The following is a 17,924-nucleotide window of genomic DNA, read 5'->3' as shown; positions in this document are numbered from 1 at the left end:
ATCGAAGGAAGCAGCAATGAGTGCCCACCAGTCCCTGACCCTGCGCGTCCACGCCATGCGCTATGAAGCGCGTGGCGTGGTCAGCATCGAACTGCAAGATCCCGAAGCGAAGACCCTGCCCGAGTACAGCCCGGGCGCCCATATCGACCTGCACCTGGGCAACGGCCTGGTGCGCAGCTACTCGCTGTGCGGCGCGCCCGAAGCGCGCCAGCGCTATACCGTGGGCGTGCTGCTGGACCGCGGCAGCCGCGGCGGTTCGCGCTACGTGCATGAGCAGCTGCGCGTGGGCGCCACGCTGACCGTGGGGGCGCCGCGCAACAACTTCGCGCTGGACGAAAGCGCCGCGCACACAGTGCTGGTCGCCGGCGGCATCGGCGTCACGCCGATCGTGTGCATGGCGCGCCGGCTGGCCGAGCTGGGCAAGTCGTTCACGCTGATCTACTGCGCCCGTTCGCGTGCCGAGGCCGCATTTGTCGAACAGCTGTCGGCCCATGGCGATGCCGTGCGCTTTCACTTCGACGACGAGGCCGGCGTGCCGCCGGACCTGAACGCGATGCTGGCCGGCCAGGACGCGCAGACGCACTTCTACTGCTGCGGCCCCGGCCCGATGCTGAAGGCGTTCGAGGCGGCCTGCGAAGCGCATGGCTACCCGAACGTGCACATCGAGCGCTTTGCCGCCGACCCCTCGACCGAGGCGGTGCAGGAGGGCGAGTACACCGTGTCGCTGTCGCGCACCGGCACCACCGTCAAGGTGCCCTCCGGCAAGTCGCTGCTGGACGCGCTGCTCGATGCCGGCGTGCAGATGGACTACAGCTGCCGCGAAGGCGTGTGCGGCTCGTGCGAGACCGCGGTGCTGGAAGGCTGCCCCGACCATCGCGACAGCGTGCTCAGCAGCAGCGAGCGCGCCAGCAACAAGACCATGATGGTGTGCGTGTCGGGGTGCAAGGGCAGCAAGCTGGTGCTCGACCTGTAATCCTGCCGCACAGCCTTTGGACACCGATGGTGTTCCCCTCTCCCCTCATGGGGAGAGGGCAGGGTGAGGGGTGGTTTGGCAAGGCACCACGCCGCCAGAACCGCCGCCCCTCACCCCCGGCCCCTCTCCCGCATGTGGGAGAGGGGAGCAAACCTCCCGCATGCCGGGCCGCCCCAGAATCAAACCGAGAAATCCCGTGCTGACCCAGAGACAAGACGCAGCGTCCCCCGGCGCACCGGTGGCCGCCACCGCAGGTATCGTGACTACGGCTGACAGCGCCGGCCAGAGCGCGGCGGCGGCCCGCAGCGGCCCGCTCACGCGCGGCAATATCGTTGCCCGCATCGAGCGCATGCCGGGCAACGCCATGCATATCCGCGCCCGGTTGCTGATCGGCCTGGCCACCTTCTTCGATGGCTTCGACGTCATCGCCATTGCCGCCACGCTGCCGCTGCTGATCGCGCAGTGGTCGCTCACGCCGGGCCAGATCGGCTTCCTGATCGCGGCGCCGTCGGTCGGCCAGTTGGTTGGCGCGCTGCTGTTCCCGGGGCTGGCCGAGCGCTTCGGCCGGCTGCGCTCGATCGGCTGGAGCGCGGGCATCATCGGGCTGATGAGCCTGGCCTGCGGCTTTGCCCCGTCGTTCGAGATCTTCGCGCTGCTGCGCATCGTACAGGGCCTGGGCCTGGGCGGCGAGCTGCCGGTGGCGGCCACCTATATCAACGAGGTCACGCGCGCCCATGGGCGCGGGCGCTTCGTGCTGCTGTACGAAGTGGTGTTCCCGATCGGGCTGATGGTGTCCAACGGCATCGGCGCCTGGCTGGTGCCGCACTACGGCTGGGAGGTGATGTACTTCATCGGCGGCGTGCCGCTGGTGCTGTTCTTCATCCTGCGCCGCGTGATCCCGGAATCGCCGCGCTGGCTGGCCGAGAAAGGCCGGCTGGAAGAGGCCGACGCCGCGCTGCGGGCCTTCGAGGCGCGCGCCAGGACGCCGCTGCCGCCGCTGGGCGACACCAGCGCCTACGAACGCATGGCCCAGCACCCGCGCCGGCGCGTGCGCGACCTGGTCAGCAGGCCCTATATCGGCCGCACGCTGGCGGTGTGGATGCTGTGGGCAACCTGCGGCTTTATCCAGTATGGGCTGTCGACGTGGCTGCCGACGGTCTACAAGACCGTCTACCACGCGCCGCTGCAACTGGCGCTGAACCTCGCCGCCGGCGCCTCGGTGCTGGGCGTGGTCGGTTCGCTGGTGTGCGCGATGATCGTCGACAAGGTCGGGCGCAAGCCGGTGATCAATGTGTCGTTCCTGCTGTGCGCGCTGTCGCTGGTGCTGGCGGGGGTGTTCCACGCGTCGAACGTGTATGTGGTCGCGACCCTCTGCGCGCTGGCGATGGGGTTCCTGGCCAGCGGCTTCATCACCGCCTATGTCTATACGCCGGAGCTGTATCCGACCAGCGTGCGGGCGATGGGGTGTGGGCTGGGTGGGGCGTGGCTCAAGCTGGCGGCGATCTTCGCGCCGGGGCTGATTGCCAGCACCATCGGCAGTGGTGACCTAAGCGTTGCCTTCTTCGCGCTGTCTGTGGTGCCGGCACTGGCGGCTGTTACCGTGCATTTCCTTGGCATCGAGACCAAGGGGAAGGTGTTGGAAGAACTGGAGGTCTGAACGGGCGCGTGCTCGTCCCGTACCCTTAGGGCCGCTCCGCAATCCGGTGCGGCCCTTTTTCCTATTCCTGCGTGCGCAACAGCTTGCGCAGCCCCTGGTAAACCGCCTCCCGCTCCTCCGGCGACAACTGCCGGATTACCTGCGCCTGCCCCCGCCGCGCCAGCGGCATCACCTGGTCGTGCAGCGCGGCGCCGGCTTCGCTGATCGCGCAGATCAGCTTCTTGCGCGGCGTGTTGCCGGCTGAGGTCAGCCGCACCAATCCCCGATCCTCCAACAGCCGCAGCGTGCGGCTCACCAGCGCCTTGTCCGAGGTCGACTGCATCACCAATTCGGCAAACGGCAGCTCGCGCGCGTGCGCCAGCAGCGCCAGGATGCGCCACTCCGGCACGGTCAGGCCGAACTGTTCCGCATAGGGCTTGGTCACCGTGCTGCGCAGCGCGGTGACCAGCTGGCTCAGCATCGTGGTCAGGAAATTGTCGACGGTCAGGCCGCTGCCGGCCTCGTCGAGGTCGGTCCACGGGCTGGTGTTGTCGGTCTCTGGCGCGGGCTGGCCGTTGGCGGGCGCGGCGTCACGGGGCATGCGTTCCTCTTGGTCAGGGTTTGCCGGCCGCCGAGTTCGGGCCGGTTGGCGGGCCCGATTGTCTCACAGGCGCTCGCCAATTCCGCCACGGGGTGTCGCTTTCACGCCATGAAAGAGATTTCAATAAGGTCAGTAATGTCAATTGGGGTTTAACGTAAGTTGAGTTGTCAATATTTACGACCTAGGATTACTCATGTTCCTGATGTGAACGTACGTTTTACTAATAAAACAACCGAAAGTGTTGTAACCAAGCCAACGCTGTTTTCGCGGTGCGCACAACAGCCCACTCCAACCGCGAACGCGCCCCCACAGGAGCTGTTGATGAGACACGAACGCCCCCGCCGCCTTTTCCTTGCCGCCACTGCCATGGCCGCGCTCGCGCTTGCCGCGGGCAGCGCGCTGGCCACCGCCGCGTATCCGGCCAAGACCGTGACCATGGTCGTGGCCTATCCGCCCGGCGGCGACACCGACGCCATGGCCCGGCTCTATGCCGACAAACTGTCGGCGCGCCTGAAGCAGCCGGTCATTGTCGAGAACCGCCCCGGCGCCGGCGGCGTGGTCGGCGCCAGCTTCGTCAGCCGCGCGCCGGCGGACGGCTACACGCTGCTGTACACGCCCAACCCTTTCACGCTGACGCCGATGGTGCTCAGGCTGGCGCCGTCGGCCAGCTATGACCCGCTGCACGGCTTCACCCCCGTGATCCAGACCGCGGTGCAGGCGGTGCTGCTGGTGGCCAACCCGCAGGCGGGCATCAAGACCGTCGGCGAGATGATTGCCGCGGCCAGGGGCGGGAAGACGCTGACCTATGGCAGCCCGGGCGCGGGTTCACCGATGCATATCGCCGGCGAGATGCTGAACCGCGCCGCGGGCGTGAAGATCCAGCACGTACCGTACAAGGGCGTGGCGCCGGCGGTCAACGACGTGGTGGCGGGGCACGTGAACTTTGCCTACGTCACGCTGGGCCCGGTGGCACAGTACATCAACACCGGCCGGCTGATCCCGCTGGCGATCACGGACGCAAAGCGCTCGCCGCTGCTGCCCAACGTGCCGACGCTGGCCGAGCTTGGCTACAAGGACGTAGTGGTCGGCGCCTGGCATGGCGTGATGGCGCCCAAGGGCACGCCGCCCGAGGTGGTCAAGGTGCTGAACCAGCAGCTCAACGACGTGCTGCGCCTGCCCGACGTGACCGAGAAGATGGCCACCTTCGGCGCCAGCCCGGTGGGCGGCGCCCCGGCCGCGCTGGAAAAGGTCAACGCGGCCGACTACGAGCGGCTGGGCAAGGTGATCCGCGACCTCGCGATCACGGCGGAATGACGCAGGGCACCGCATCGCATTCATGCAACCAGACAAGCAGGAGGCCGGCATGAGCAAGGCCATCGTGGGAAGCTCCACGCCGCAGGTGACCGCGCGGGAAAAGGTCATGGGGCGCGCGCAGTATGCCGGCGACATCAAGTTGCCCGGCATGCTGCACGCCAAGGTGATGCGCAGCCCGCACCCGCACGCGCGCATCGTGCGCATCGACACCTCCGCGGCGAAGGCGCTGCCCGGCGTCAAACTGGTGGTGACCGGGCAGGATGTGCCCACCCGCAACTGGGGCCCGCACCGCAAGGAGCAGCGCATCCTGGCCTGCGGCGTGGTGCGCCACGTCGGCGAGGAAGTGGCCGCGGTGGTGGCGGTCAGCGAGGAAATCGCGCGCGACGCGCTGGACCTGGTCCGCATCGAGTACGAGGCGCTGCCCGCGCTGCTGACGCCCGCAGCGGCGCTGGCCGATGGCGCACCTGAGATCCATGCCGGCACGCGCAATATCGGCCACGAGATGCACATCGTGCGGGGCGATGTGGATGCCGCGTTCGAAGCCTGCGCCGCGGTGTATGAGGCCACCTACGACATGCACTCGCAGTACCCGGGCTACCTGGAGCCGATGGCCTCGGTGGCGGCGCAGGACGGCAACGGGCGGCTCACGCTGTGGGCCTCGACCCAGTCCGTGTTCCTCGCGCGCGCGCGGCTGGCCGAGGCGCTGGACCGGCCGGTCTCGACCATCCGCGTGGTGCAGGCCACCACCGGCGGCGGCTTCGGCGCCAAGATCGTCGAGGAGAACAACAGCCTGATCTGCGCCTTCCTGGCCAGCCGGCTGGAGCGCCCGGTGCGGCTGGTCAACAACCGGCTGGAAGACTTCCATGGCGCGCGCGCCAGCGTGCCGATGAAAGTGTGGCTGCGCATGGGGCTGTCGGCGGACGGGGTGATCCTGGCCAAGGATGTGCGCATCACGGCCGAATGCGGCGCCTACTCCGGGCTTGCCGGCGATGTGATGCATGTCACCGCCATGCGTAGCGACAACATGCACCGCGTGCAGAACGTGCGCTCGCATGCGGTGATGGCCTATACCAACAACCCGCCGCGCGGCGCCTTCCGCGGCTTTGGCGGGCAGCAGATGCAGTTTCCGCTGAACTGCCACCTGACCGTGCTGGCCGGCATGGTCGGCATGGACCCGGTGGAGGTGCACAAGCGCAACGCGATCGGCGCCGGCGAGACCAGCGTGCATGGCTGGAAGATCAGCAGCACCGGCATGGCCGAGTGCCTGGACATGACCCGCAAGGCCATCGGCTGGGACGAGAAGCGCGCCGCCCCGCGCGGCACCGGCACGCGCCGGCGCGGCGTGGGCATTGCCGCGGCCATGCACGTCAGCGGCAACCGCACGCTGGGCAACTGGGACGGCTCGACCATCCTGCTCAAGGTCAACGAGGACGGGCGCGCGATGCTGCAGACCAGCGAGTGCGACATGGGGCAGGGCGCCAACACCATGCTCAGCCAGATCTGCGCGCAGGAACTGGGCGTCCCGCTGTCGCACGTGACCGTGATGGCGCCCGACACCGATACCGCGCCATTCTGCCTGGGCTCGCTGGCGTCGCGCGTGACCATCATCGCCGGCAACGCCGTGCTGCGCGCTGCGCGCGAGGCGCGCCAGAAACTGCTGGCACTCGCGGCGGAGAAGCTCGGCGTGGACGCGGAACAACTGGAGATTGCCGATGGCCGCATCGCCGCGCCGGGCCAGCCCGACAAGTCCGCCACGCTGGCGGAGATCGCGCGGCTGCATATCTTCCGCCACGGCGGCGAGGGCATCCATGTGCGCGCCACCTATGACGCGCCCACGGTGATGCATGACGCCGACTACTACGGCAACGTCGCGCCCGCGCACTCCTTCGCGGCACAGGCGGTGGAAGTGGAAGTCGACACCGGCACCGGCCAGGTCACCGTGATCGACAGCTTTGTCGCCGACGACTGCGGCAAGGCCATCAACCCGCTCGCCGTGCACGGCCAGACCCACGGCGCGACCGTGCAGGCGATCGGCTGGACCCTGTACGAGAACCTGCAATACGAGGATGGCCGCCTGATGAACGGCAACTTTGCCGACTACACCATGCCTACCGCCGACGCGGTGCCGATGCTGCGCACCGACGTGGTGGAATCGAACGATCCCAACGGCCCCTATGGCGCCAAGGGCGCCAGCGAAACCGCGATCCTGCCGGGCGCGGCGGCGATCGCCAATGCCGTGTTCGACGCCGTGGGCGTGCGCATCCAGTCGCTGCCGATCACGCCGGAGAAGGTGCTGGCTGGCCTGCGCGAACTGAAGCAGAAGGAGGCCGCCCATGCGTGACTTTGCATTCCTTGAGCCGGCTACCGTGGCCGAGGCCAGCCAGATGCTGGCCGAGCTGGGCGACAGTTGCCGCATCCTTGCCGGCGGCACCGCGCTGATGCTCGGCATGCGCCAGCGCATGCTGACGCCTGGCCACCTGGTCTCGCTGGGCCGGCTCGATGCGCTGCGCGGCATCACCTTCGATGCGCGCGAGGGCCTGCGCATCGGCGCGCTGACTTTGCATGCCGAGGTGGCGCGCTCGCCGCTGGTGCAGGCGCACTACCCGATGCTGGCCGGCATGGCCTCGCGCGTGGCCAACCCGCAGGTGCGCAACCAGGGCACCATCGGCGGCAACCTCTGCTATGCCGACCCCGCCACCGATCCGCCGGGCTGCCTGATGGCGCTGGGCGCGCGGATCGTGGTCAGCGGCCGCGGCGGCGAGCGCGAGATCGATATCGAGGACTTCCTCGTCGACTACTACGTCACGGCGCTGGCGCCCGACGAGATCGTCACGCAGATCCGCGTGCCGGCGCCGGGTGCAGGCGCCGATGGCCGCTATGCGCGCTTCCTGCGCACCGCAGCCGAGCACCGGCCGCTCGCCAGCGTGGCGCTGGCGGTGCGGCGCGAGGGCGCGTTCTGCGTCGAGGCCCGCCTGGCGGTGGGCGCGTCCACGCCGATTCCGGCCCGGCTGCGCCGCGCCGAAGCGCTGCTCGCCGGCACGGCCGTCACCGCGGAACTGGCCGAGGAAGCGGCCGCCATTGTCGCCTCGGATATCAATGCAGTCTCGGACATGCGCGGGTCCGAAAGCTACCGGCGCGAGATGGTGCGGGTAGTCGCGCGCCGCACCATCGCCGAGCTGTTCGGCGTGGCATCGGAGTAAGGAGCCCTCATGAACCAAGTCAGCATCGAACTCACCGTCAACGGCGAAGAACACCAGGTGGAGGTGCCGGCGCGGCGCCTGCTGTCCGACCTGCTGCGCGACGACCTGAACCTGACCGGCACCAAGCGCGGCTGCGAGACCGGCATCTGCGGCGCCTGCTCCGTGCTGGTCGACGGCGAGGTGGTCAAGTCCTGCCTGATGCTCGCCGTGCAGGCGCGCGGGCGCGATGTGATGACCGTGGAGGGGCTGGCCGCCGACGGCCAGCTGCATCCGCTGCAGCAGTGCTTCATGGACAACGGCGGCTTGCAATGCGGCTATTGCACCCCGGGCTTCCTGATGGCCTCGTGCGCACTGCTTGCCAACAACCCCAACCCGACCGAAGACGAAGTCCGCCACGGCCTGAACGGCAACCTGTGCCGCTGCACGGGCTATGTCGGCATCGTTGAATCGGTCCTGTCCGCCGCGGAGAAAATGCGTGGAAATTGAAAAGACCCTGGTCACCGCGGCGCCGCCGGCGCGCGTGTGGGAACTGCTGCTCGACCCCAACGTGATGGGCGCCTGCGTGCCCGGAATGGAATCGATCGAAGTGCTGAGCGATGTCGAGTACATCGCCCATATGGCGGTCAAGATCGCCTTCATCAACGCGCGCTTCCGGCTGCATACGAAGATCGTCGAGACGCGCGCGCCGCATTACCTGCGCACCGAGGGCACCGGCGAGGATGCCTCGGTGGCCAGCTCGCTGCGCCAGTCGAGCGAGCTCTTCCTGACCGCGCTGGACGATGGCGGCACGCAGCTGCGCATCAGGGTGCAGGTGGACGTGCTGGGCCGGCTGGGCACTTTCGGCCTGAGCGTGATGAAGACCAAGGCCGACCGCATGTGGGACGAGTTCGGCGCCAACCTGCTGGCACGGCTGTCGCCGCAGGGGGCGCAGGCAGCTCCCGAGCCGGCGGCGAAGTCCGCACCTGCGGCACCGGTGGTATCGGCCGCGGCGGTCAACGGCCATGCGGTGCTGCCGACGCGGTCCGCGCCGCCCGCACCCGCCGCCGGCGGGCTTTTCTCGCGGCTGTTCGGGCGTGGCGAGGCCGCGCGCGGGCCGCTGTCAGACATCTGCGTCGAGCTGCGCCGCCGCGACGAGACCATCGTGGTGCGCTGGCCCGCCGCCCAGGGCGAGCAATGCGCGGCCTGGCTGCGCGACTACCTGCGCCCGGGGGCATAGGCAGGCCCAGGGCGGGGTCTGCCGGCAATACGGGTACCCTACGGGGTGCAGGCGTGATATATGAGAGCGTTACGCCAAGACCGAATATTGCAGAGACAGACCATGACGACCGATTCGCCGCAGGAAGACACGCAGGAAAGCGGCCAGGAGGGCGCCCAGGAGAGCGCCCAGGACAAGTACATCGTGCCGGGGCTGGAGCGCGGCCTGCGGCTGCTGGCCGAATTCAGCAGCCGTGAGCGCACCTTGTCGGCGGCCGAGCTGGCGCGCCGGCTCAAGGTGCCGCGTTCGACCGTGTTCCGGCTGCTGGCCACGCTGGAAATGATGGGCTTCGTCGAGCGCACCGACGGCGGGCGCGAGTTCCGCCTGGGCATGGCGGTGCTGCGGCTGGGCTTTGACTACCTGGCCTCGCTGGAGCTGACCGAGCTGGGCCGCCCGCTGCTGGACCGGCTGCGCGACGAGATCCACTATCCGTGCAACCTGGTGGTGCGCGACGGGCGCTCCATCGTCTATGTGGCCAAGTCGGTGGCCTCGCGCCCGTTTGCCAGCACGGTCAATGTCGGCACACGGCTGCCGGCGCATGCCACCGTGCTGGGGCGCGTGCTGCTGGAGGATCTGTCGCTGGCGGAGTTGCGCGCGCTGTATCCGGAGGAGCGCCTGGAGGTGTATTCCGAAAGCACCCCGCGCACCGTAGAAGAGCTGTACGACATGGTCCAGCGCGACCGACAGCGCGGCTATGTGCTGCATGAAGGGTTCTTCGAGGCCAGCATCTCCACCATCGCGGCGCCGGTGCGCGACCGCAGCGGCAAGGTGGTGGCGGCGCTGGGCGCGACCATCCCGGCCTCGCGCATCGATCCGGAACAGCTCGACAACGTGGTGGAACAGGTCAGGCGGGCGGCGGCCGAGCTGTCGCGCCTGCTCGACTACCGGCCGGAGGTGCCGAAGCCGTTCGCGTGACGGCGACGCGCGCCGCCTGCCATCCGATGGGAAGCAATATGCAGCAACGCAAGACAAACAACAGGCCGTCGCGCCGGCGGCAATGGCTGGCCGGCACGGCGCTGGCCGCTGCGCTGGCGGCGTGCGTGCCGTGGCAGGCGGTGCAAGCCGCCGGCTGCGCCAATGTGCGCATCGTGGTGCCGTTCCCCGCCGGCGGCCCGGCCGACCAGCTCGCGCGCACGCTGGCGCACGGGCTGCAGCAGCGGCGCGGCACGCCGTTCGTGGTCGATAACAAGCCTGGCGCCAACGGCAATATCGGCATTGACACGGTGCGGCGCGCACCGGGCGACGGCTGCACGCTGCTGGTGGCCCCGGCCGGCAACCTGACCATCAACCCGACGCTGATGCCGGCGCTGAGCTACAACGTCGAGCGTGATTTCCGGCCGGTGTCGCTGCTGGCGGGCTCGCCCAACGTGCTGGCGGTGCATCCGTCAGTGAAAGCGAATTCCGTGCAGGACCTGGTCAGGCTGGCACAGCAGGCAGAGAAGTCCGGCAAGCCGCTGAGCTACGCCAGCCCGGGTGTCGGCAGCGGCCTGCACCTGGCCGGCGAACTGTTCCGCAACAAGGCCGGCATCACGCTGCTGCACGTGCCCTACAAAGGCACCACGCAGGCGCTCAACGACGTGGTGGGCGGGCAGGTGCCGGCGCTGTTCGGCACGTGGCCGACGCTGGCGCCGTTTATCCAGTCCGGCGCGCTGCGCGCGCTGGCGGTGACGCAGCCCAGGCGCTCGCCGGCCGCGCCGAACGTGCCGTCGCTGGCCGAGCAGGGCGTGCCCGGCATCGACGTCAGTTCCTGGTATGCGCTGCTGGTGCCCAAGGCCACGCCGCAGCCGGCGGCCGATGCGCTCAGTGCCGACGTGCGCGCGCTGCTGGCCACGCCCGCGGTGCGCGCCGAGCTGCAGCGCCAGGGCATGGAGCCGGTGGGCAGCACGCCGCAGGCGCTCGAGGCCCGCATCCGCGAGGAAACCGCGGCGTGGGCGAAGCTGATCAAGGCGTACGGGATTACCGCCGAGTAGCGGTGGAGCGGTACCCCAACAGGCCCGACAGGTCGCGTGCCGCCTGCCTGACTTCCTTCTCCACGCGCTCGCGCAGCGCGCCATCGGCTTCAAAGCGCTGCTGCGGTCCCGCCACGCTGATGGCGGCGATCACGTCGCCGTCGGCGCCGCGCACCGGTGCCGCGCAGGAATCGATGCCCGGTTCATAGGCGGAGAAGCTCCAGGCGCAGCCGCGTTCGCGGTCGGCGGCAAGGATATCGGCCAGCCGCGCGTGGGTGGCCGGGCTCTGGCCGGTGACCGTCGGCAGCGGATCGGGCCCCAGCAGCTCGCGCAGCGTCTCCGGCGGCAGCTCGGCAATCAGCATCCGCCCCGGCGTGGTCAGGTGCGCGGCGACGCGGCTGCCCACCTGGATATTGCTGACCAGCGACGCCGCGGGCATCTGCCGCAGCAGGTAGAGCGCATCGCCGCCATCGCGCACGGCCAGGTAGGCCGACAGCTGCAGCGATGCGCTCAGCCGGGCCAGCACGCGTGCGGCAAAGCTGGTCAGGTCATTGCTGGCCAGCACGCGCGAGGCCAGCTTCAGGAAGTTGAAGCCGACCTGGTGTCCGCCTTGCGGCAGGCGTTCCACCATGCCCTCATGCTCCAGTGTGTCCAGCAGCCGCATCACGGTGACGCGGTTCACGTCGATGCGCCGACCCACCTCGCTCAGGTTGGCGGTGGCGCCGCCCTCGGCGATGAAGCGCAGCAGGCGCAGGCCGCGGATCACCGGCGAGACCAGCTGGGCTTCGCGGGCGTCCTCAGTATCGCCATCGTCGGCAAGGTCAGGCTGTGGGCGGGACTTGGGCATGGTGGTGTCTGCTGTCAACGGAAAACGGCCGCGCAGGCGGCCGTGCTGGCGGAAACGATTGCCGCGGCCTCAGCCGAGGGCGACGTTCCAGGCGTCGTAATCGTACACCCAGTCGGCATTGCCGCCTTCCTTCAGCCAGGCATTGCTGCGCGAGCCGATCTGGATGCGGCTGGTGCGTTCGTGGCGCGCGGCCTGGTAGCGCGCCAGCGCGGCGGGCACGCCAGCGGCACCGCCGGTTGCGGCATCGGCAAGGCAGCGCGCCAGCACCACGCCGTCTTCAATCGCCATGCCGGCGCCTTGCGCCATGAACGGCATCATCGGGTGGCAGGCGTCGCCCATCAGCGTGACCGGACCGGCGGACCATGCCGGCAGCGGGTCGCGCACGTACAGCGCGGAGATCAGCACCTCGTCGCAGGCATCCAGCAGTGCGCGCGCCTCGGGGTGGAAGCCCGCATAGGCGCTGCGCAGGTCTTGCACGCGGCCCGGCGTGGTCCAGGACTCATGGCGCCAGGCTTCCTGCGCGACGGTGGCGAAGATAAAGATGTCGCGGCCGCGGTTGAGCGGGAAGGTGACGATCTGCGTGGCGGCCTCCGGGCCCCACCATTTGGTGAAGGCGCCCAGGTTGGGCACGCCGGCTAGGCGCTCGGCCGGAACGACCGCGCGGTAGGCCACCACGCCGGTGAAGATCGGGCTTTCCTGGCCGAACAGGGCGGTGCGCACGGTCGAGTGGATGCCGTCGGCGCCGACCAGCACATCGACGCGCTCCTCCGCGCCATTGGCGAAGCGCAGCGTGGCGCCATCGGCATGCGGCTCGATGGCCACGGCCTTGTGGCCAAGGCGCACGCATTCGGCCGGCACTGCTGCCTCCAGTGCGGTCATCAGGTCGGCGCGGTGCATGGTCAGCTGCGGGGCGCCATAGCGGCGCTCGGCGTCTTCCTGCATCGGCAGGCGGGAAGTTTCTTCGCCGGTGTCCCACATGCGGCTGATGCGGTGGCTGGGGCGTGCGGCGGTTTCACGCAGGGTGTCGCCGATGCCTAGCCCGTCGAGGGCGCGCACGGCGTTGGGGGTCAGGTTGATGTCGGCGCCTACGCGGGCGAAGCGGGGGGCTTGTTCGTAGACGATTGCGTTCATGCCGAGCTTGCGCAGTGCGATGGCTGCGGCGAGGCCGCCGATGCCGGCGCCGTTGATTCCGATCTTGAGGGGCATTTTGTCTGCCTGCTGGCTAGATTTGTGTTCAAAAATGTACTATATGTTCATAAAAATATATTAGTGTGAGGGGTGATCCGTCAATTAAGGGTGAACCCCTAGGAGGGATGGCTTTCAGCTTTTGGTGGGGGTGGGGTTGGGGGAATGCGGTTGGCTTGTGGCTCTTGGCAGGCGTGGCTGTTTCGCCGGCGTAGCCGGCGAGTCACTTTTTGTCCGAGCGACAAAAAGTAACCAAAAAACGCGTCGCCTATGCGGCTGGCAATAAATTCCACGGCGTTGGTGGTTCGGGCGGTGGTGCTTGCCGTTCTGGCGTGGGTGCCCGTTCGACCCTGCTACGCCATGTGAGTGTGGGGCGGTGCCTGCGTCAACCCACTATTGAACGATCCCCATGCAGGGCGTAGGCCGCCTGCTGCAAACGGCATTGCGGGGACGCCTACGGCTGCTGCGCAGGCTCAAAGTGCTCTGTCGGTTTTTTCTGCGTTTGCGCGGGGCGCAGCCGAAGGCGTTGATGCGATATCGCCGGCCCAAAAAAAAGCAGCCGCACACGGCGGCTGCTCTTGAAACCATCACTGGTACACGAACGCTCAAAGCCCCAGCACGAGCTTGGCAATGATATTGCGCTGGATCTCGTTGGACCCTCCGTAAATCGACGCCTTGCGATAGTTGAAATAGCGCGGCGCGAGCACGGCAGCATATTCAGGCCCGACACGCGGCGCGGCCTCGCGTCCCTGCAATTGAGCCCAGGTGTCCTGCACGAACGGCAACGCCGCCGGGCCTGCAGCTTCCACCGCAAGTTCGCTGGCCGCCTGCAGCGTCTCAGTGCCCGTGAGCTTCAGCATGCTCGACGCAGCCCCGATCGAGGTCCCGGATTCCACGCCTGAGAACACCCGCAACTCAACCGCTTCAAGCGCGGCAGCACGCAGGTGCAGCGTCGCCAGCTTGCGGCGGAAGGCGGGATCGTCCAGCAAGCGGCCACCGTCGTCGGCAGGCTGCTCCGCGGCGATGTCCGCAATCTTTGACAGCTGCTTGCGCAGCATCGGGCTATAAGTACCGCCGCGCTCGAACTCCAGCAGGTACTTGGCATAGGTCCAGCCCTTGCCTTCCTCCCCGATGCGGTTTGCCACCGGCACGCGCACGTTCTCGAAGAAGACCTGGTTCACTTCCTGCTGCCCGGTCATGGGACCGTCCAGCGTCGGCAGCGCCGACACCGTGATGCCGGGCGTATGCATGTCGAGCAGCAGGAACGAAATCCCTTCCTGGCGCTTCGATTCGCGGCTGGTCCGCACCAGGCAGAACATCCAGTCGGCCCATTGCGCATGCGTGGTCCAGGTCTTGGAGCCGTTCAGGATGTAGTGCTCGCCGTTGCTGTCGGTGCCGTGGTCGGCGCGCATCTGCAGCGAGGCCAGGTCGGAGCCGGAGTTGGGTTCGGAATAGCCCTGGCACCACCACACATCCGAACTCAGGATCGGCGGCAGGAAGCGCTGCTTCTGTTCGGGCGTGCCGTACTTCATGATCACCGGCGCCACCATCTTCTGGCCCATCGGCGACACTGGCGGGCAGCCGGCGGCGGCCAGTTCGGACTGGAAGATAAAGCGCTCGGTCGAGGTCCAGCCCGGGCCGCCGTATTCCTTGGGCCAGTTCGGTGCGGCCCAGCCGCGCGCGTGCAGCGCCTTCTGCCAGCGCAGCTGCGCGGCCTTGTCGAGGTAGCCGTTCTTGGACTGCGCCATCATCGCGCGCAGGTCGGCGTCATAGGCCTGGGCGATCCAGGCGCGCACGTCTTCGCGGAACTGCTGGTCTTGCGGGGAGAAATCGAGATTCATCGACGGGCCTCGCTGGGTAATCGTCTGTGTTCGGGGATGCCGGCTTCAGGCCGCGGCCTGGGCGGGGTAGAGCAGGTCGGCGTAGCGGCGCAGGTGGTGCTCGGCCGAGCCCAGCTGCAGGTCGATCGCGGTGACGCGCTTGAAGTAGTGGCCCACGGCCAGCTCTTCGGTGACGCCCATGCCGCCGTGGATCTGCACCGCCGCCTGGCCGACAAAGGCACCGGCCTGGCCGGCCTGGATTTTGGCCGCGCACGCCGCCTGGGCGCGTGCCTGCGGCGCGCTGGCCGCCTGCATCGCCGCCACCTGGGTCAGCGCCACGGATTGCTCCAGCTGCATGTACATGTCGGCCATGCGGTGCTGCAGCACCTGGAAGGTGCCGATCGGCACGCCGAACTGCTTGCGCTGGCGCGCATAGTCGATGGTGTCGGCCAGCATGCGCGCCATGGCGCCATTGGCTTCGGCAGAGAGTGCGACCATGGCTTCGTCGCACAGCTGTTCGATCAGGGCAAAGGCCTCGCCTTCCGCGCCGATGCGCTGGCTGGCCGGCACCTGCACATTGTCTAGCAGCACCTCTGCAGCGCGCAGGCCGTCGAAGGTCGGGTATTCGCGCAGCGTCACGCCCGGCGTGTCGCGTGCAATCCAGAACAGGCTGATTCCGTCCCGGTCGCGGCGCGTACCGGAGGTGCGGGCGCTGACCACCAGGTGGGTGGCGAACGGCGCGCCGACCACGGCCTGCTTGTGCCCGCTCAGCTTGTAGCCGTTGCCCTGGCGCGTGGCGCTGGTCTGCACGTCGTGGCGGCAGTAGCGGCTGGCGGGTTCGGCGTGGGCCCAGGCGGCGGTGGCTTCGCCGCCGATGATGGCCGGCACCCACTGCGCGGCCAGTTCGGGGCTGCCGTGCATCAGCGCGCCGCCGCCCAGCACCACGGTGCCCAGGTAGGGCTCCAGCACCAGGTGGCGGCCCAGTTGCTCCATCACGATCATGTGCTCGGCCGCGCCGCCACCGAGGCCACCCAGCGTCTCGGGGTAGGCCGCGCCGAGAATGCCGAGCTCGCGGGCGAATGCGCGCCAGCAGTCCGGGCGCCAGCCCGCGGCGGACTGCACGGCAGTGCGGCGGGCTTCGAAATCATAGTGGTCGGCCAGGTAACGCGCGAGCGTGTCGCGCAGCATCGACTGTTCTTCGCTGAACTGGAAATCCACCTTGGCTCCTTCGGAATGGGGGTGAGGCGTGATTGCGGTAGTCTGGCGGGCATCATCATGCCAGGCCGCCCGGTGGCGCATCGTCGCATCGGACGAAGCTGTCCCTGGTGCACCCGAAGCCCTTTTTTGCGGCACTGCGGCAAAACGGCGGCGGTGTCGCTTCGTCGCTTCCGACGATTGTTGAACCGGCCGACGTTCCGAGAATGCGGGATCGGCATCCGCCAACACACCGACACCCGTCGAGGAGTTCAACGCCATGCATCCGCACATCCACGCGCAGCGCACGCCCGACAAACCAGCCGTCATCATGGGCAGCAGCGGCGCAGTCGTTACCTACCGCGAACTGGACGAACGCTCGAACCAGGTCGCCCACCTGTTCCGCAGCCAGGGACTGCAGCCCGGTGACCGCGTGGCGTTCATGGTCGAGAATCATCCGCGCCTGTTCGAACTGTGCTGGGGCGCGCAGCGCAGCGGCATTGTCTATATCTGCCTGAGCACGCGGCTGAACGTGGCCGATGCCGCCTACATCATCAATGACAGCGGCGCCAAGCTGCTGGTCACCACGCACGCGCAGGCCGAGGTCGCGGCAGCCCTGGCCGGGCAGACGCCGGCATTGCGTGGCAGGTTGATGCTGGATGGCACCGTGCCAGGCTATGACGCGTACGAGACCGCGCTGGCGCGCTGCCCGGCAACGCGCATCGATGACGAAGTGACCGGTGGCGACATGCTGTATTCGTCCGGCACCACGGGTCGGCCGAAGGGGGTGTATGCGCCGCCGTCGAGCGCGAGTATCGAAGATCCCACGACCCTGACCAGCCTGTGCCAGCGGCTCTATGGCTTCGATGCCGAGACGCGCTACCTGTCGCCTGCGCCGCTGTACCACGCGGCGCCGCTGCGCTACAACATGACCGTGCAGGCGCTGGGCGGGACCGCGGTAGTGATGGAGCATTTCGATGCCGAGCACTACCTGCAGCTGGTGCAGCAGCACCGCATCACGCATACGCAGCTGGTGCCGACGATGTTCTCCCGCATGCTCAAGCTGCCCGAGGCGCAGCGGCAGGCCTATGACGTGTCGTCGCTGCGCGTGGCGATCCACGCGGCCGCGCCGTGCCCGGTGCAGGTCAAGGAAGCCATGATCGCGTGGTGGGGGCCGGTGATCTGGGAGTACTACGCCGGGACGGAAGGCAATGGCGTGACCGTGGTCAGCACGCCGGAGTGGCTGGAGCGCAAGGGCACGGTGGGCCGGGCCATGGTCGGCAAGCTGCGCATCTGCGGACCGGACGGCGCGCTGCTGCCGCCGGGCGAATCGGGCACGATCTACTTTGCCGAAGGCCGCGCCTTTGCGTACCACAACGACGAGGCCAAGACCGCGGAGTCGCGCCACCCGCAGCAGCCGGACTGGAGCACCATCGGCGATGTCGGCTACGCGGATGCGGACGGCTACCTGTACCTGACCGACCGCAAGGCCAACATGATCATCTCCGGCGGCGTCAACATCTACCCGCAGGAGGCCGAGAACCTGCTGATGACGCATCCCAAGGTGATGGACGTGGCCGTGATCGGCGTGCCCAACGAGGACTTCGGCGAAGAGGTCAAGGCCGTGGTGCAGCCGGCCGACATGGGCCAGGCCGGGCCCGAGCTGGCCGCGGAACTGATCGCGTTCTGCCGCGCCAACCTGTCGGCCATCAAGTGCCCGCGCTCGGTCGACTTCGCCTCCGAGCTGCCGCGCCTTCCGACCGGCAAGCTGCTCAAGCGGCTACTGCGCGACCGCTACTGGGCCGGCCACGCCAACAAGCTGGTGTAGGCCGCTTGCCGCCGCCCGCATTTTCGCCAGTGCGGCGGTTTACGTCATAATCCTCCGTTACATCACAGCCACGGCCGCCCGGCTGCATCCGCAGCGCGGGCGGCGCATCGCGCGGCCTGCAA

General features: G+C 68.5%; 15 protein-coding genes. 10 read left to right on the top strand and 5 right to left on the bottom strand.

Annotated elements, in window-relative coordinates; translation table 11 throughout:
- Positions 1 to 16: 16 nt before the first annotated feature.
- Positions 17 to 973, top strand: a complete 957-nt coding sequence (locus AC07UK_RS09895; RefSeq protein WP_436223903.1) for a PDR/VanB family oxidoreductase — start codon at positions 17 to 19, stop codon at positions 971 to 973.
- A 238-nt stretch (positions 974 to 1,211) separates the two neighbouring features.
- Positions 1,212 to 2,630, top strand: a complete 1,419-nt coding sequence (locus AC07UK_RS09890; RefSeq protein WP_436225325.1) for an MFS transporter — start codon at positions 1,212 to 1,214, stop codon at positions 2,628 to 2,630.
- Positions 2,631 to 2,691: 61 nt separating this feature from the next.
- On the opposite strand, the gene AC07UK_RS09885 is transcribed toward AC07UK_RS09890, so the two are convergent.
- The gene (locus tag AC07UK_RS09885) at positions 2,692 to 3,210 is read right to left on the bottom strand and encodes a MarR family winged helix-turn-helix transcriptional regulator (protein ID WP_436223902.1); all 519 of its coding nucleotides are present in this window, start codon (positions 3,208 to 3,210) and stop codon (positions 2,692 to 2,694) included.
- 321 nt (positions 3,211 to 3,531) lie between these two features.
- Between AC07UK_RS09885 and AC07UK_RS09880 the strand changes: the two genes are divergently transcribed.
- From AC07UK_RS09880 to AC07UK_RS09850, 7 genes are all read left to right on the top strand, one after another.
- Positions 3,532 to 4,524, top strand: coding sequence for a tripartite tricarboxylate transporter substrate binding protein (locus AC07UK_RS09880; protein WP_494685644.1), 993 nt, complete (start codon positions 3,532 to 3,534; stop codon positions 4,522 to 4,524).
- 49 nt (positions 4,525 to 4,573) lie between these two features.
- A complete protein-coding gene (locus AC07UK_RS09875; protein WP_436223900.1) occupies positions 4,574 to 6,865 on the top strand; it encodes a xanthine dehydrogenase family protein molybdopterin-binding subunit in 2,292 nt (763 codons plus the stop codon).
- Entirely contained in the window at positions 6,858 to 7,724 is an 867-nt protein-coding gene (locus AC07UK_RS09870) for an FAD binding domain-containing protein (protein ID WP_436223899.1), read from the top strand. The genes AC07UK_RS09875 and AC07UK_RS09870 overlap by 8 nt, the downstream gene beginning before the upstream one ends.
- 9 nt (positions 7,725 to 7,733) lie before the next feature.
- A complete protein-coding gene (locus AC07UK_RS09865) occupies positions 7,734 to 8,210 on the top strand; it encodes a (2Fe-2S)-binding protein (RefSeq protein WP_436223898.1) in 477 nt (158 codons plus the stop codon).
- The gene (locus AC07UK_RS09860) at positions 8,200 to 8,940 is read left to right on the top strand and encodes an SRPBCC family protein (protein WP_436223897.1); all 741 of its coding nucleotides are present in this window, start codon (positions 8,200 to 8,202) and stop codon (positions 8,938 to 8,940) included. The genes AC07UK_RS09865 and AC07UK_RS09860 overlap by 11 nt, the downstream gene beginning before the upstream one ends.
- A 102-nt stretch (positions 8,941 to 9,042) precedes the next feature.
- Complete coding sequence (locus tag AC07UK_RS09855) at positions 9,043 to 9,894, top strand: IclR family transcriptional regulator (RefSeq protein WP_114131200.1); 852 nt, start codon at positions 9,043 to 9,045, stop codon at positions 9,892 to 9,894.
- Between the two features lie 38 nt (positions 9,895 to 9,932).
- Entirely contained in the window at positions 9,933 to 10,949 is a 1,017-nt protein-coding gene (locus tag AC07UK_RS09850; protein ID WP_436223896.1) for a Bug family tripartite tricarboxylate transporter substrate binding protein, read from the top strand.
- On the opposite strand, the gene AC07UK_RS09845 is transcribed toward AC07UK_RS09850, so the two are convergent.
- The 4 genes from AC07UK_RS09845 to AC07UK_RS09830 form a co-directional block, all read right to left on the bottom strand.
- Positions 10,936 to 11,775 carry an IclR family transcriptional regulator gene (locus AC07UK_RS09845; protein ID WP_436223895.1) on the bottom strand — a complete coding sequence of 280 codons (840 nt, stop codon included), beginning with the start codon at positions 11,773 to 11,775 and terminating at the stop codon, positions 10,936 to 10,938. The two genes, AC07UK_RS09850 and AC07UK_RS09845, sit on opposite strands and share 14 nt — an antisense overlap.
- Positions 11,776 to 11,844: 69 nt before the next feature.
- Complete coding sequence (locus AC07UK_RS09840) at positions 11,845 to 12,981, bottom strand: FAD-dependent monooxygenase (RefSeq protein ID WP_436223894.1); 1,137 nt, start codon at positions 12,979 to 12,981, stop codon at positions 11,845 to 11,847.
- A gap of 584 nt (positions 12,982 to 13,565) precedes the next feature.
- Complete coding sequence (locus AC07UK_RS09835) at positions 13,566 to 14,801, bottom strand: acyl-CoA dehydrogenase family protein (RefSeq protein WP_494685643.1); 1,236 nt, start codon at positions 14,799 to 14,801, stop codon at positions 13,566 to 13,568.
- A gap of 45 nt (positions 14,802 to 14,846) precedes the next feature.
- A complete protein-coding gene (locus AC07UK_RS09830) occupies positions 14,847 to 15,998 on the bottom strand; it encodes an acyl-CoA dehydrogenase family protein (protein WP_436223892.1) in 1,152 nt (383 codons plus the stop codon).
- 256 nt (positions 15,999 to 16,254) lie between these two features.
- Between AC07UK_RS09830 and AC07UK_RS09825 the strand changes: the two genes are divergently transcribed.
- Positions 16,255 to 17,802 (top strand): AMP-binding protein, encoded by a 1,548-nt coding sequence (locus AC07UK_RS09825; RefSeq protein ID WP_436223891.1) that lies wholly within the window; start codon positions 16,255 to 16,257, stop codon positions 17,800 to 17,802.
- Positions 17,803 to 17,924 lie beyond the last annotated feature (122 nt).

The sequence above is a fragment of the Cupriavidus sp. GW821-FHT07C08 genome, assembly GCF_059419025.1.
This window is presented reverse-complemented; position numbering and strand designations above follow the sequence as displayed.